Consider the following 14268-nt stretch of genomic DNA (forward strand, 5'->3'; position numbering starts at 1 on the left):
TGCCGGACACCGCACGCCTTCGCCGGACACGACTCGGCCCCCGGTCCGGCGGGTCAACCGTCGGACCGGGGGCCGGTCAGGCTGGGCACGCCCGGCAGGTCCCGACAGGACCGGCCGGCGGATGGCGATGAGGGACGGTTCGACTGCTCGGGCCGGGCGGGCCCGACCTGGAGCGGCGCGTGGGGTGGCCGGCAGGTGCCGGCCACCCCCGCGGCAGTCTGTGGACGGTCAGAGGCCGCCGGTGAAGACCAGCCGGTTGGGCGTACCGGCCAGGTCGCCCTGGACCACGCCGGTGGTGGCGTTGCCGACCAGCCAGCTGTGCAGGGTGGCCTGGGAGGCGTCACCGTTCACGCTCTTGTAGAGCGCGGCGATGCCCGCGACGTGCGGGGTGGCCATCGAGGTGCCGTTGAAGACGGCGGTGGTGTTGTTCGGTTGGGTCGACAGGATCGCCGAGCCGGGAGCGTAGAGGTCGACGCAGGCGCCGGTCGAGGAGTAGCTGGCCCGGGCGTCGGTGTTGGTCGACGCGGCGACGGCCACCGCGGCGGTCACCGCCCGGGGCAGCCGATCGCAGGAGTCCGCGCCGGTGTTGCCCGCCGAGGTGGCCAGGAAGACACCGGAGTTCATCATCCCGGTGATCGCGGCGGCCATCGTGTCGGAGTACGTCCAGTTCCACGAGGTGTTGGCCACTGCCGGCTTCGCCGCGTTGGCGGTCACCCAGTCGATCGCGGCGATGGTCGCCGAGGTCTTGCCCGACCCCTGGCAGTTGAGGATCTTCACGGCGTGCAGCCGGACGCCCTTGGCCACCCCGTACGTCTTCGAGCCGATCGTGCCGGCGACGTGGGTGCCGTGCCCGTCGCAGTCGGTGTTGCGCCGGTCGATGGCGTTGTAGTCGAAACTCGCCCGGCCCTCGAAGTCCGGGTGGGTCACGTCGATGCCCGAGTCGATGACGTAGGCGTGCACACCGGAGCCGGTGGCGGTGGCGGTGTAGCTGTTGGACAGCGGCAGCGTGCGCTGGTCGATCCGGTCCAGGCCCCAGGACGGCGGGTTGGCCTGGGTGCCCTCGGCGACGCCGTCGAGCCAGGCGTCCTGCTCGACGGCGAGCACCGCCGGATCGCGGCGCAGCGCCTGCACCTGCCCGGCGGTCAGCTCGGCGGCGAAGCCGTTGACCGCCCGTTCGTAGACGAACCGCGGGTTGACCGACAGGGCACGGGCGATACCGCGCGGTTCGGCGCCCGGGCGCAGCCGGACGATGTACTCGCCGGGCACCGGCCGCACGCCGGGCGCGGCGGACGCCGCGTTCACCGGTGCGGACGACGTGGACGCCGGTGCCGCCGCAGCCGGTACGGCGACCAGGGTGCAGCCCGCCGCCACCAGCGAAGCCATCAGGACTCTTGATCTCACATTGCCTCCCAGACTGACCCGGTGTCATCACGGGATGACGCCGCGGTGAAGAGGCACGCTAGTCGGAGCACTGTCGAGCGTCAATGCCTTCCTCGCCCGACGGACCCGAGGGCAGGGTGGCGGACGACCAGTCGTGACATCGACTGTCGCGCCGGGCCCGGCGACGTACGCCACCGAGCCCGACGGAGCGACGACTAGTATTCGCCACGCCCGAAGGCGGCCAGCTCCGCGGAGTGGCCGGGGTTGCTGACGTACGTCGCCCCGATCGGGGCGGTCACCCGGCACCACATGTCCAGCCGTTCCACGTCGATGCCGGCCGCCGCGGCCAGCTCGTCGCGCCGGCGCACCATCTCCGCACGGTCCAGGCCCTCCAGCACGTAGTCGACCGCGTCGAAGCACGGGTCGCCGGCGCAGGCCATCGGGTCGATGGCGACCAGCCCCTTCGCGCCGCCGCTGAGCACGTTGCCCAGGTGCAGGTCGCCGTGCAGCAGCACGGTGTCGGTGGGCACCGCGAACAGGTCGTCGCGCAGCCGCTTCGACCCGGCGAGGTCGGCGCCCCGCCGCACCGCCGAGTTGAACAGCACGTCGATCCAGTCCTCCAGCCGCCGCGGCGCGGCGGCCGGATCGCCGGCGCCGTGCAGGTCGTTGAGGAACGCCGCGTACTCCCGCGGCGACGGCGGCTGCGGCATCTTCTCCACCAGCGTGCCCGGGTGGATCGACTCCAACAGGACGGCGCCCTTGACGGCCGCCAGCACCGCCGGCACCCGCCCGCCGGGCGCGAACTGGCGCAGCATGTCGACCTCCTCCCGTACGGCGTAGCTGTCGGGCGACAGTTTCAGCACCGCGTCGCCCTGCGGGCCGCGGCACCGGAACACCACCGAGGAGTTGCCGGACTTGAGCCGGTCGCCGAGGTCGAGCTGCCACTGCGCGACGAGCTCGTCCAGTCGCTGGGGCAGCGTGCCGACCCAGCGGTGCGCCGCCTTGCCGAACCGCGGCTCCAGCCGGTCCGCGATCGCTTCCAGATCCAGGGTCATCCCGCTCACCTCTCCATCGATCGCGCGCCGGCGCAGGCGGCCGAGCCGCCCACCCCCGGCAGGGACATGGCACCACGCCTACGGGCCAGCGGCACGCCGCCACCGGACACCGTGTCGAGACTCGACCCGTACGGCCCGGGGCGCTCCAGCCTGGCCTTGCGGGCGACCTCGATCGCCTCGTGCCGGTCCGACACGTTCAGCTTGCTGAAGATGGTCGAGATGTGGTTGCTGACCGTCTTCGGCGAGAGGTTCAGCCGCGTGGCGATCGCCACGTTTCGCATGCCCGACGCGATCAGTTCCAGCACCTGCCGCTCACGCGTCGTCAGCTCCGGGAAGAGCTGCTGGTTGCGCGGCTCGCGACCCAACCGCCCGATGAGTTGGTCGGCCACCCGGGGGCCGAGGATCACCTCGCCCGTCGCGATGCCCCGGATCGTCCGCACGATGCCGTCGCCCGGGCAGCTCTTGAGCACGTAGCCCCGCGCGCCCGCCCGCATGGCCGCGAAGACCGCCGCCTCGTCCTCCACCGCGGTGAAGACCAGCACGGCGGTCGAGGGCGACATCCGGGCGATCTCCTGCAGCGTCACCCCCACCTGGAAGCCCGGCAGCTCGATGTCGAGCACGAGCACGTCCGGGCGCAGCGACGCCGCGCATGCCATCGCCTCCCGCGTGGTCCCCGCCTCGGCGACCACGCTGACCTCAGCCGAGGAGGACAGCAGGGCGTGCAGGCCCCTGCGTACCACCGGCTGAGCGTCGGCCAGCACCACCGTCACGGTGCGAGGTTTTGCCTCGTCCGCGACACTTCCCGGACCCCGCCTCATCGTATGAGCCAGTTCCGAGGTCGAGCCAACGCTGACCATTACGACACCTCACCCCGTCCTAACGGCCCGCGACGCCTCCCTTCCGGAGGCGTCGCGGAAGCGCCGACCTCCGCGTCGGCGTGAACATCTACTGACGGCGAACAGAACAACACATGAAGTCAGTCGGACGGAAGCCATGTCAATCTTCTGACGTATTTTCCGAAATCAATTTAATACGACCATCCGCTACCCTTCTCGGCCGACGGAGCAGGCCGCGACAGACCGGGGAATGCCGGGACGATGTACCCGCAGGTCCCGCCTCCGCGCCGCACGCCGGGACGCACCGTCCACCCGGATCAGGCCGGGCGTCTAGCGCACCGCGCCCCGGCCGTCCACCGGGAAAGTTCCCTGCCCACCCGGGAAGTCGTCCCGACCCCCGTCCGCCGAACGCCCTGTCCCGCCCGGCCCCGCCGCCGCGAGGATTGACGCCGGCCGCTCCACCACACAAGGATGTGCGAATATGCCCTTGTCACGAATGATTGATTTTTCATCCCGTTTGGTGCCGACCGATCCGCTGCGCAGGAAACTGATCGCGATCCGGCTGGCCGAATCGATCGGCAAGGGAGTCTTCCTCAGCGGCAGCGTCGTCTACTTCACACTCCGCGTAGGCCTCGACCCCAAGCAGGTCGGCCTGGGCCTGTCCGCCGCCGGCCTGTCCGCCTTCATCTCGTCGGTCGTGTTCGGCGTGATCGCCGACCGGGTGGGGGCGCGCAGGCTGCTCGTCATGCTGTTCGCCGCGCTGACGGTGGGCTTCGGCCTCTACGCCCTGGTGGACAACGCGATCCACTTCTTCGCCCTGGTGGTCGCCGTCGGCTTCATCGAGTACGGCACCGGCCCGACCAACGGGGCCCTCGTCGGCAACCTCGTGCCCGCCGAGGAACGGGTCAAGCTCAAGGCGATGATGCGCTCGGTGTTCAACATCGGCTTCAGCATCGGCATCGGGGTGGCCGCCGTCGCCGCGCTCGACCAGCGGCTGCTCGTCCTGATCCCGCTCACCACCGCCGCACTCATGGCCAGCGCCGCGCTGCTGGTCACCCGCCTGCCCGACGTGCCGTCGCGTCCCGTCCCGGTGGGCTTCAAGCGCTTCGCCGCCGTACGCGACCCGCGCTTCCTCTCCGTCATCGGCGTCTCGACGGTGCTCGCCTCCCACGTCACCGTCATCCTGGTCACGATGCCGCTGTGGGCGCTCAACCGCACCTCGCTGCCGCACTTCCTGATCCCGTTGCTGCTCATCTTCAACACGGTGTTCGTCATCCTGTTCCAGGTGCGGGCCAGCCGGGGCGCGGACACCGTGGAAGGGGCCGGCAGGCTCGCGCGGCGCTCCGGCTACTGGCTGGCCGGCGGCTGTGCGGTGATCGCGGTGACGGCCCTGGACGACAACGTGGTGCTGGTGTCCGTCGCGATCGTCGCCGCGGTGCTGATCCTGTCGGTGGCCGAGGTGATGCAGGCCGCCTCGGGTTGGGGTCTCGCGTTCGGCCTCGCCCCCGAGCACGCGCAGGGCGAGTACCTGGGCGCGTTCGACCTGCACGTGATCACGCAGAACATCATCGGCCCGGCCGTGCTGTCCGGCCTGGTCATCGCCTTCGGCTTCTGGGGCTGGCTCGGCATCGCGGTCGCCGCGCTGGTGGCGTCGGCGCTGATCATCCCGGTCGCGCACCGCAGCCAGGCCACCCTCGTCCCGGAAACGGCCTCGGCGACAAGCCCGTGAGCGCCACCGTCGGCCGGGTCATCCGGGCCGGCGGCGCGGGGCGTGCCACGGGCAGCCATCGCGCGGGGCGGCGGCTCCGCACCAGGACAACGGGAGCGTGAACAGCGGCCCGACCACCGAAGGGCCCAGCACCACGCGGGCGCGGGCCGGCCCCGGTGTGGGGACGGCCCGCGGCCGCGGGATGGGTCAGGAAGGGTCGGTGTCCGCGTGCTCCGGCCGCGCGGCGGCGGCCACCAGGGCGCGGATCTCCGGGGCCATCGTCGCGCTGAGGGGTTCGCGACGCAGCTCGCGCAGCAGCCCGGCGACCATGCCGACCATCACGAACAGGAACGGCAACGCGGCGAGGATGGTCAGCGACTGCAGGGCGGACAGGCCACCGGCGAGCAGCAGCACGGCGGCCACCAGGCCGGTCAGGATGCCCCACATGGAGACCAGCCATGCCCTCGGTTCGAGGTTGCCGCGCGAGGAGAGTGTGCCCATCACCACCGAGGCGGCGTCGGCCCCGCTGACGAAGAAGAGGGCCACCAGCACCATCACCAGGATCGCGGTGACGGTGAAGAGCGGGAACTCCCGCAGGACCGCGAAGAGCGCGGCCTCCGGGCTCTCCGCCACGGCGGCCGAGAGGTCGGTGCCGCCGAGCTGCAGGTCGATGGCGGTACCGCCGAACACCGAGAACCAGGCGAAGCTGACCAGGCTCGGGATGGCCACCACACCGAGGACGAACTGGCGGATGGTACGGCCCCTGGAGATGCGGGCGATGAACGCGCCGACGAACGGGGTCCAGGAGATCCACCACGCCCAGTAGAAGATGGTCCAGCCCGCCATCCACTTCTCGCCCCCGAAAGCGCCGGTGCGGAAGCTCATCGGGATGAGGTCGTAGAGGTATCCGCCGGTCGAGGCGGTGAGGCTGTTGAGGATGAAGACCGTCGGACCCACCACGAGCAGGAAGAACATCAGCGCCACCGCGAGCACCATGTTGGTGTTCGAGAGGAACTGGATGCCGCGCTTGACGCCGGTGACGGCGGACACCACGAACGCCACGGTGAGCACCGCGATGATCCCGATCGCCAGCGGGGTGGACTTCGGCACGTCCCAGAGGTTCGTCAGGCCGCTGTTGATCTGCAGGGCGCCCAGCCCGAGGGAGACCGCCGATCCGAACAGCGTCGCGAAGATCGCGAAGATGTCGATGGCCTTGCCGGGGCCCCGGTTGGCCCGGTCGCCGATGAGCGGGAAGAAGGCGCTGCTGATCAGGCCGCGCCGGCCCTTGCGGAAGGTGAAGTAGGCCAGCGTCAGGCCCACCACCGCGTAGATGGCCCACGGGTGCAGCGCCCAGTGGAAGAACGAGTACTCCATGGCCACCCGGGCGGCCTGCTGGGAGTTCGGTTCGGTGAGACCGCGCGGCGGCGTCCCCAGGTGGGACAGCGGCTCGGCGGCACCCCAGAACATCAGGCCGATGCCCATGCCGGCGCTGAACATCATCGCCACCCAGGAGACGGTGGAGAACTCCGGTTTCTCGTCGTCCCGGCCGAGCTTGATCCGCCCGTACCGGCTCAACGCCAGCCAGACCGACAGCACGACGAAGGCGGCGCTGGCCAGCACGAAGACCCAGCCGAACGCCCTGACCACCCAGTCGAGCGCCGCGCCGGTGACCGACGCCAGGTTGTCGGTGGCCACGATGCCCCACACGACGAAGAGCACGGACACCGCGGCGGCGATCCCCAGCACCGTCCGGTCGACGTCTCCCGGGCGGCGGCCCGGCTGGGCCGGCGCTTCTCCTAACGGGGTGTTGCTGTCAGTTGACGTACCTGTGGCGGGCACGGCCATGGTCTGTGGACCTCCGTGGGCTCGCGGGAACGCAGGCCGCGGTTCCGGCGCTGTATTCCCGCCGGCGGGCCCGCAATTCCGATTTGTCCCGACCTGGTCAGCGGTCTGGGAACTCGGGATGGTGTCTCCGGTTCATAGGCGATCTTGCGTGAGTGACGAAACGTACGTGCGGTTCGTCGGGGCTCGACCGCCACTGACGCCGGCGACGGGCCGCAATCACTCTGGGTGTCAATCTTGGAGGAGACCCTGCGATCTCATGACAGTCCCGTGACAAGACCGGTGATCGAGCGTCACGGACCGTGGACGAGCGCGGGGCAACCCCTCCGGGACCGGCTCGCGTCAGGGCACCATCCAGGCCAGCACAGGCGTGGCCTGCAACCCGACCAGCAGGCACATCAGGGCGAGCAGCGCCACGCTCCAGCCGAACATGCGCCGGAACAGGTCGCCCTCCCGGCCGCTGAGTCCGACAGCGGCGGCGGCGATCGTCAAGTTCTGCAAGCTGATCATCTTGCCGAGCGTGCCGCCGGAGGCGTTGGCCGCGGCGAGCAGGACCGGGTCGAGGCCGGCCCGCTGCGCCGCCGCCACCTGGAGCGCGCCGAACAGCGAGTTGGACGAGGTGTCCGAGCCGGTCAGGGCGACCCCCAGCCAGCCGAGAACGGGTGCCAGGACGGCGAAGAAGCCACCTGCACCGGCCATCCAGACACCCAGGGTGGCGATCTGCCCGGCGGCGTTCATCGTGAACGACAGGGCGAGCAGCCCGACCACCGTCAGGACGGCCCAGCGCAGCTCGAACAGGGTGCGCCCGTACTGTCTCACGGCCTCGCGCGGTGACACCCGCAGCAGCGCCATCGTGACCAGGCCGGCCACGACCAGCAACGAGCCGGGGGCGGCGAACCAGGCGAAGCGGAAGGTCGTCAGCGGTGACGGCGCGCCGGACGCCGTGACGACGTGCAGGCCGGGCCAGGCGAACGTCACCGTGCCGGCGTCGAGCAGGTGCTTGACGGCCGGCACCTGGGAGACGGCGAAGACCGCCACGATCGTCAGGTAGGGCGCGTACGCCCGCCACTGCGAGCCCGGCGCCGGCGGCGCCTCGCGCTCCTCCGGCAGGCCCCCGCCGACCGTGACGGGAACTCGCTGCCGCACCGCCGGCCGGCGGGTGACGAGCAGCAGGGCACCCATCCCCGCGAACGCGGCCGTGATGTCGGCGAGCGCGGCCGTCAGGAAGTTCGCGGTGACGAACTGGGCCACCGCGAAGGCGGCGCCGCACGCCAGCGCCGGGCGCCACAGCTCCCGTACGCCCCGGCGGCCGTCGACGACGACGAGCAGGACCAGGGGCACGACGACCGCGATCACCGGGACCTGCCGGCCGGCCATCATGCCCAGTTCCGGCGCGGGCAGCCCGGTCACGCCGGCCAGCGTGGTGACCGGCAGGCCGAGCGGCCCGAAGGCTGCCGGTACCGTGTTCGCCGCCAGCGCCACGGCGGCCGCCCGGACCGGGGTGAAACCGAGGGCCAGCAACATGACCGTGGTGACGGCCACCGGCGTGCCCTGGCCGGCCAACGCCTCGAGCAGCGACCCGAAGCAGAACGCGATCACCATGGCCTGGATGCGGCGGTCGCCGCTGATCCGGGCGAAGCCCTGCCGCAGCGTGTCGAAGTGCCCCGTGTGCACGGTCAGGCGATAGATCCAGATCGCCGTGCCGAACGTCCAGACGAGCGGGAAGAGAGCGAAGGTGGCACCCTGGCCGGCGGCCAGCAGCGTCTGCGACAACGGCATCCGCCACAGCCACCAGGCCAGGACGACCGCCACGGTCAGCGCGCCGAACGCCGCCACCCAGGCCCGCGCCCGCACGACGCCCAGCAGGACGAACAGGGTCAACAGGGGCAGCGCGGCACAGGCGGCGCTCAGCGCGAGCGACCCGGCGACAGGTTGCAGGGGCTGCTGGTACATCGAGACCGCCTCGGCTGCGGACGCCCCCGGTCCCGGCGGCGTGGCGTACGGCTCATCTCACCGGACGCAGCCAACGGGACGCGCCTTCCACCTTGCGCAAGCCGTCGTGCCGGCCGCGCACGCGCTCCGTGACGGACCGTGTCACCAGGGCGGTGAGGAGAGGCCGCGGAGGAAAAGCCGACGGACAGGTGGACGCCGATCAGGGCGGCGGTGCACTCACGCGAAGCGGGACGGGTCCCCTGCCCCCTCGCGCAGGATCTCCGGCTCGGGTTGCGACAGGTCGACCACGGTCGTCGGCTCCTTTCCGCAGTCGCCGGCGTCGATCACCGCGTCGAGGACGTGGTCCAGCCGTTCCTTGATCTCCCACCCCTGGGTCATCGGCTCGTCCTCGTCGGGCAGGATCAGGGTGCTCGACACCAACGGCTCGCCGAGTTCGGCCAGCAGCGCCTGGGCGACCGTGTGCCGGGGGACGCGTACGCCCACCGTGCGCTTCTTGGGATGCAGCAGTCGACGCGGCACCTCACGGGTGGCGGGCAGGATGAACGTGTAGCTGCCCGGGGTGCTCGCCTTCACCAGCCGGAAGACCGAGTTGCTGACCTGCACGAACTGGCCGAGCTGGGCGAAGTCGCGGCACACCAGCGTGAAGTGGTGCCGCTCGTCCAGCCGACGGACCTCCCGGATCCGGTCCAGCCCGGCCCGGTTGCCCAACTGGCAACCGAACGCGAAGCACGAGTCCGTCGGGTAGGCGACCAGCCCGCCGTCCCGGATCAGGTCGGCGACCTGACGGAGGACCCGGGGCTGGGGATTGTCCGGGTGCACGTCGTAGTACCTCGCCATACGCCGAGACTAGTACTCCCGCCGTAGCTGGTAAATTCGGCGTCTTCGCAGGTCAGCCCCGGGTTACGCGGCGGGCGCCCAGGGCCTCCCGCTCAGCGGCCAGCAGAGACAGCGTGTCTACCAGCGAAGACGCGATTGCTGAGCTTCCCCGGAGTGCCGCCGCGTTCCGATGGTGGCCCAGCGCCGGTCGCGGCCGGATCAGAGTCAGTGCGACCAGAAACAGCACGACAACGCTCGACACCACCGCGGACGCCTATAGCTGGTCGGGCGGAGGGGGCTCCACGGGCTCGCCAAACGGCTCGATGGATCCATCCCAACCGTTCCAACCCTGTTGAGTGATCTGCCCATCAGCATAGGTGTAGGACCAGCGGGAACCGTCTTCGCCCCCGATATGGACGATTCCCGAGCGAACGAACGGCGCAATCGCGACGTAGAAGGCCGTGGCCTGATCCGACCACTTGGGGTCTCCCGCATCGTCGTAACCGAACTCGATCCAGTCTCCGTCGCGGATGATCAAGGCTGCCGCCTCCTCCGCGATGTCGGCCAGTGTGTCGACTACAGCAGACTCATCCGGGGCGAACCACACACATCGTTCAGCCCTGGCGGCCTTGACGGCGGCGACGGCAGCGGCGTCGTCCGACTGCGGAAGGTTCAGGCGGCCTGAAGGCTCTACCAGGTATCCCACGGCGCGCATCCTACGGGCACTCACCCACGCCAAAGGCACTGCCTCCAGAGTCCTGCGGGGCTCCACGCCCGAATCCAGCCCGGTCCACGTCGGACGGATCGTCCATGTCGCCCCAATCAACGCATTCGCGTTGCTGAGATCAACTCATTACGCGCGTGCCGCGCCTGGTTCTCCTCGAATCACGTTCGCAGGGCGTCGGAACCACCACCGCGCATCGCCCCGGCGCGGGCCTGCCAGTTCGCCGCAACATCGGTCGCGGCGACCGGCAGACCAGCTTATCTGTTCGAGCAGGCTCGTCCTGGCTGGGCTCACATCGCAGTCTTCAAGGACGTAGAAGCTGAATCCGAAGTGGAGGAATCGGGTGCCGTACAGATCCTCTCCATCCGCGTTGACTTCGATCATGTCCCAATGCTCGTTCGCTGCCAGCAGGTTCATACCGTACGCGCCTGAGTCACCTTCCACGCGAAAGATCAGGATTTTGGTGTCAGGGTGGTAGGGGTAGTCCAGAACCTCGCACAGCTTCGATAGAGTTTTGTCTCGCTTCTTGTCAATGTTTTTGATGATCTGCTGTTTGATGTGATCAGGTATCGCCATCGACTCGCTCGCTTTCTTTCAGGTGGATCAGTGCACGGCAGAGCGTGCGATGCGGAATCCGATGTCGTCGACCTGGAAGGTCGGGTGGCTGCGCCGCCGCACGGACCCGGGTGCCCAGCTCACGCTCGGCCACGCCTCGGGATCGTCCCGTGCGTTGAACCAGCCGCGCCGGAACCAGTGCAGGCCGGACGGGTCAGGCAGCCGACGGATGTGTTTGCTGAGCGGCCCCGCGTACGGGCTGCGGTAGGCGAAGACGGTCACCGCGCCATGGTGCCGACCGGCACCGACAAGAACCGTCGGGCTGGTCAACTCCGCAGGTAGCGCAGTACCGCCAGGACCCGGCGGTGGTCGGCCTCGGACGGCGGCAGGGCGAACTTCGTGAAGATGTTGGCGACGTGCTTCTCCACCGCCCGTTCGGTGACCGAGAGCGCGGCGGCGATCGCCGTGTTCGTACGTCCCTGCGCCATCAGCCCCAGCACCTCCCGCTCCCTCGGAGTGAGCGCGTCGAGCTGGTCCCGGCGCCGGCTCGCCCCGACCAGCTGCGTCACCACCTCCGGGTCGAGCGCGGTGCCGCCCGCGGCCACCCGGGTCAGCGCGTCGACGAAATCGTCGAGTTGCACCACCCGCTCCTTGAGCAGGTACCCGACCCCGTCGGAGCCGCCCGCGAGCAGCTCGGCGGCGAAACTCGTCTCGACGTACTGCGAGAAGATCAGTACGCCGACGCCGGGCGCCTCCCGGCGGAGTCGGATCGCCGCACGCAGCCCCTCGTCGGTGTGGGTGGGCGGCAGCCGGATGTCGACGATCGCGACGTCGGGACGTTCGGTCGCCACGGCGGCGAGCAGAGCCGGCGCGTCGACGACGGTGGCGACCACCTCGTGCCCCCGTATGGTCAGCAGTTGCGCCAACCCTTCGCGCAGGATCGCGGAGTCCTCGGCGATGACGACACGCATGGCTACCGGGTGCTCCGTTCCAACGCAGCGACGGGTATGTCGACGGTGGCCACGGTGGGACCACCGGGCGGACTGTCCACCGACAGTGTCCCGTCGACGACCTGGATGCGTTCGGCCAGCCCCGCCAGGCCGCCGCCGGGGCGCCGGGACGCGCCGCCCCGGCCGTCGTCGCGTACCCGCAGTCGCAGCGCCCCGCCGCTGTCGGTGATCCGCACGGCCGCGTGCCGTGCACCGCTGTGCCGGTTGACGTTGGTGAGCAGCTCGCAGGCGCAGAAGTAGGCGATGCGCTCGACGGCGGGAGACGGTCGCGACGACAGGTCGACGTCTACCGACACCGACACGGTGCTGCCGGACGCCACCGTCGCCAGCGCCGCCGCCAGGCCGTTGTCGAGTACCGGCGGGCGGATGCCCCGTACCAGGTCACGCAGCTCGGCCAGCGCGGTCGTCAGGTTCCCCTGCGCGGTGTCGACGGCCGCACGGATCTGCTCGACGGACGCGCCCGCGCCGAGCAGTTCCCGGACCAACGTCAACTGCATGCCGACCCCCACCAGCCGTGCCTGCGCACCGTCGTGCAGGTCCCGTTCGATGCGCCGCAGCGTCGCGTCGGCGTCGCTGACCGCCCGGTCGCGGGTCTCCCGCAGGTGACGCATCCGCTGCGCGGTTCGGCTCGGGCCGAGCAGTCCACGGATCAGCGCCCGATCCACCAGTAGCACGGACCGGACCACCCACGGGGGCGGCGAGCAGCAGCACCGCACCGAGCACCCAGCCGGCCACGGTGAGCCCCCACGGCGCGAACCCGTGCCGTTGCAGCGGATAGGTGAGGAACACGACCGCGTACACGTAGGCCCCGCCGCCGACGGCGAGGGACAGCAGCCCGAGCGGCAGTTTGATCAGCAGATAGCCCAGCGCCCGCCAGTTGGCCGGGTCGCTGAACACGGCGCGGCGGCGGGCGAACAGGCCACGGCCCCGATCGGGCCGCGGCGGGGTGGGAACGTGCTCGTCGAGCAACCACCCGGCGGTGGCGCGGCGGGCCGCGCCAAGTCCGGCGCCGGCCGACAGCACCGACGCCAGCAGCCACGGACCGAGTGGGGTCACCAGCAGTACGGCGCCGACCAGCCCGCCGGCAAGCAGCAGGATCGCCCCGGCCACGTCCAGCGGTGCCGTGATCAGCAGGTACGCCAGGGCAGCCCAGGACCGGCGGGAGAGCAGGGCCCTGCCGGTTACCTGGAACACCCGCAGCACCACGCCGCCATTGTGCTGGGTGGTGGCCGTCCCGGTCACCCGCCGAGTACCCGCCGCGTGATCCGGTTCATCGCGGCGAGCAGACCGCGCAGCAGCCCGGCGCAGCACACCTGGATCACCAGCGCGAGCGCGGAGTGCACCAACCAGGCACCGACCAGCGTCGGCCCGCCCCACGCGCCGTTCAGGAGCGGATCGGCGGTGAACGGATGCCCGATCGCCCCGATGGCGTCCGGCCGGAGCGGGTACAGGTGCCCGGACCAGATCAGGACCATCTGGAGGAGGACCAGGGCGAACGCCGCGCTGGCCGGTATCAGCACCAGAACGCTGTGCACGAGTACGCGTACCGGGCCGACCGGCTGGGCCTTCGGCTGCCGTTCGACGCCGGTGGCGCCGCTGTACCGGTCGGCCAGCCGCAGCTGCACCCGCCCGAGCGCGGTGGCGCTGATCAACGCCAACGGTGCTGCGGCGAGCGCGAGCGGCAGCCCGGTCAATCCACGAACCGTCGGGGCGACGACCCACCGCCGCAGCGGTCCGCTGCCGCCGCGGATCGTCCTGTCACGGGTAGTAGGCGTGGTCAGGTCGAACGTGCTCACCTCGGCCATCTCGGCTCCCTCGGTCGTGGACAGTGGCAGTTCGATGCTCGTCGCGTCGAGCCGGGGCCGCGATCGTGGCACCACGCGGCCGATGGTGGGGGTAGCAACACCACCAACGCGCTGCGGGCCGGAGGGCACGCCTCACCCGCGCCTTTCTGACCGGTCGGCTCGGAGGGCTCGGGCCGGTGGGCCATCCCGGATGGTTGGACACCTGTTGTCGTGCGGACGGTCGAAAGATCCGGACCCCGTGTCCCGGCCGCCCGGGACAGCGGACCCTGTCGCTGGTACCCCCCGGGCCGACAGGCTTGCGGGCGAGGTGGCCGGCAGACCCGCCGGAACCGTTGCGCGGCGACGGCTACACCCGGCACAACCCGCTCGCACCACACGGGGTGGACGGGCCGGCCGCCACGACATCCGGACTCACGTTCCCGGGCCGACCTCGGCCGTCGGAGCGGCGTCCGCACGGGGAGGGGAAAGGCATGCGACCACGTCGGCACCTGGCCCGGCGCTGCCGGTGTTACCGCGCCGCGATGCCCGGCGACAAGCCGGCGTCGGGTCTCCGTCAGAGGAACGACCTGAGTGGACACCCGGCC

The 14268-nt window shown here is 70.8% G+C and carries 13 protein-coding genes and 1 pseudogene; 1 reads left to right on the forward strand and 13 read right to left on the reverse strand.

What is annotated here, in order from left to right; all coding sequences use genetic code 11:
* Positions 1 to 228: 228 nt before the first annotated feature.
* The 3 genes from ACZ6O2_RS14490 to ACZ6O2_RS14500 form a co-directional block, all read right to left on the reverse strand.
* A complete protein-coding gene (locus tag ACZ6O2_RS14490; RefSeq protein WP_350704534.1) occupies positions 229 to 1383 on the reverse strand; it encodes a S8 family peptidase in 1155 nt (384 codons plus the stop codon).
* A 212-nt stretch (positions 1384 to 1595) separates the two neighbouring features.
* Entirely contained in the window at positions 1596 to 2435 is an 840-nt protein-coding gene (locus ACZ6O2_RS14495) for an aminoglycoside phosphotransferase family protein (RefSeq protein WP_466023149.1), read from the reverse strand.
* A 5-nt stretch (positions 2436 to 2440) separates the two neighbouring features.
* Entirely contained in the window at positions 2441 to 3205 is a 765-nt protein-coding gene (locus ACZ6O2_RS14500) for a response regulator transcription factor (RefSeq protein ID WP_350704538.1), read from the reverse strand.
* Positions 3206 to 3791: 586 nt separating this feature from the next.
* Here ACZ6O2_RS14500 and ACZ6O2_RS14505 point away from each other — a divergent pair.
* Positions 3792 to 5000: an MFS transporter gene (locus ACZ6O2_RS14505; RefSeq protein ID WP_466023150.1), complete on the forward strand. Its 1209-nt coding sequence runs from the start codon at positions 3792 to 3794 to the stop codon at positions 4998 to 5000.
* A 186-nt stretch (positions 5001 to 5186) separates the two neighbouring features.
* Here ACZ6O2_RS14505 and ACZ6O2_RS14510 read toward each other — a convergent pair whose 3' ends face one another.
* The 10 genes and pseudogenes from ACZ6O2_RS14510 to ACZ6O2_RS14555 form a co-directional block, all read right to left on the reverse strand.
* Positions 5187 to 6824 (reverse strand): BCCT family transporter, encoded by a 1638-nt coding sequence (locus ACZ6O2_RS14510; RefSeq protein WP_466023151.1) that lies wholly within the window; start codon positions 6822 to 6824, stop codon positions 5187 to 5189.
* A gap of 339 nt (positions 6825 to 7163) precedes the next feature.
* Positions 7164 to 8774: an L-lactate permease gene (locus tag ACZ6O2_RS14515; RefSeq protein ID WP_466023152.1), complete on the reverse strand. Its 1611-nt coding sequence runs from the start codon at positions 8772 to 8774 to the stop codon at positions 7164 to 7166.
* Between the two features lie 216 nt (positions 8775 to 8990).
* A complete protein-coding gene (locus ACZ6O2_RS14520) occupies positions 8991 to 9611 on the reverse strand; it encodes an L-threonylcarbamoyladenylate synthase (protein ID WP_350704544.1) in 621 nt (206 codons plus the stop codon).
* Positions 9612 to 9864: 253 nt separating this feature from the next.
* Positions 9865 to 10296 carry a hypothetical protein gene (locus ACZ6O2_RS14525; protein ID WP_466023153.1) on the reverse strand — a complete coding sequence of 144 codons (432 nt, stop codon included), beginning with the start codon at positions 10294 to 10296 and terminating at the stop codon, positions 9865 to 9867.
* A gap of 147 nt (positions 10297 to 10443) precedes the next feature.
* Complete coding sequence (locus tag ACZ6O2_RS14530; protein WP_466023154.1) at positions 10444 to 10890, reverse strand: hypothetical protein; 447 nt, start codon at positions 10888 to 10890, stop codon at positions 10444 to 10446.
* Between the two features lie 27 nt (positions 10891 to 10917).
* On the reverse strand, positions 10918 to 11151 hold the full coding sequence (locus ACZ6O2_RS14535; RefSeq protein WP_466023178.1) for a hypothetical protein: 234 nt from the start codon (positions 11149 to 11151) through the stop codon (positions 10918 to 10920).
* A gap of 44 nt (positions 11152 to 11195) precedes the next feature.
* On the reverse strand, positions 11196 to 11840 hold the full coding sequence (locus tag ACZ6O2_RS14540) for a response regulator transcription factor (RefSeq protein WP_466023155.1): 645 nt from the start codon (positions 11838 to 11840) through the stop codon (positions 11196 to 11198).
* 2 nt (positions 11841 to 11842) lie between these two features.
* Entirely contained in the window at positions 11843 to 12553 is a 711-nt protein-coding gene (locus ACZ6O2_RS14545) for a sensor histidine kinase (protein ID WP_466023156.1), read from the reverse strand.
* Positions 12554 to 12578: 25 nt separating this feature from the next.
* A pseudogene (locus tag ACZ6O2_RS14550) lies at positions 12579 to 13190 on the reverse strand (sensor domain-containing protein); the annotation flags it as partial.
* A complete protein-coding gene (locus ACZ6O2_RS14555) occupies positions 13118 to 13759 on the reverse strand; it encodes a hypothetical protein (protein ID WP_466023157.1) in 642 nt (213 codons plus the stop codon). The pseudogene ACZ6O2_RS14550 and the gene ACZ6O2_RS14555, both read right to left, overlap by 73 nt.
* Positions 13760 to 14268 lie beyond the last annotated feature (509 nt).

Source organism: Micromonospora sp. NPDC048040, from assembly GCF_055587185.1.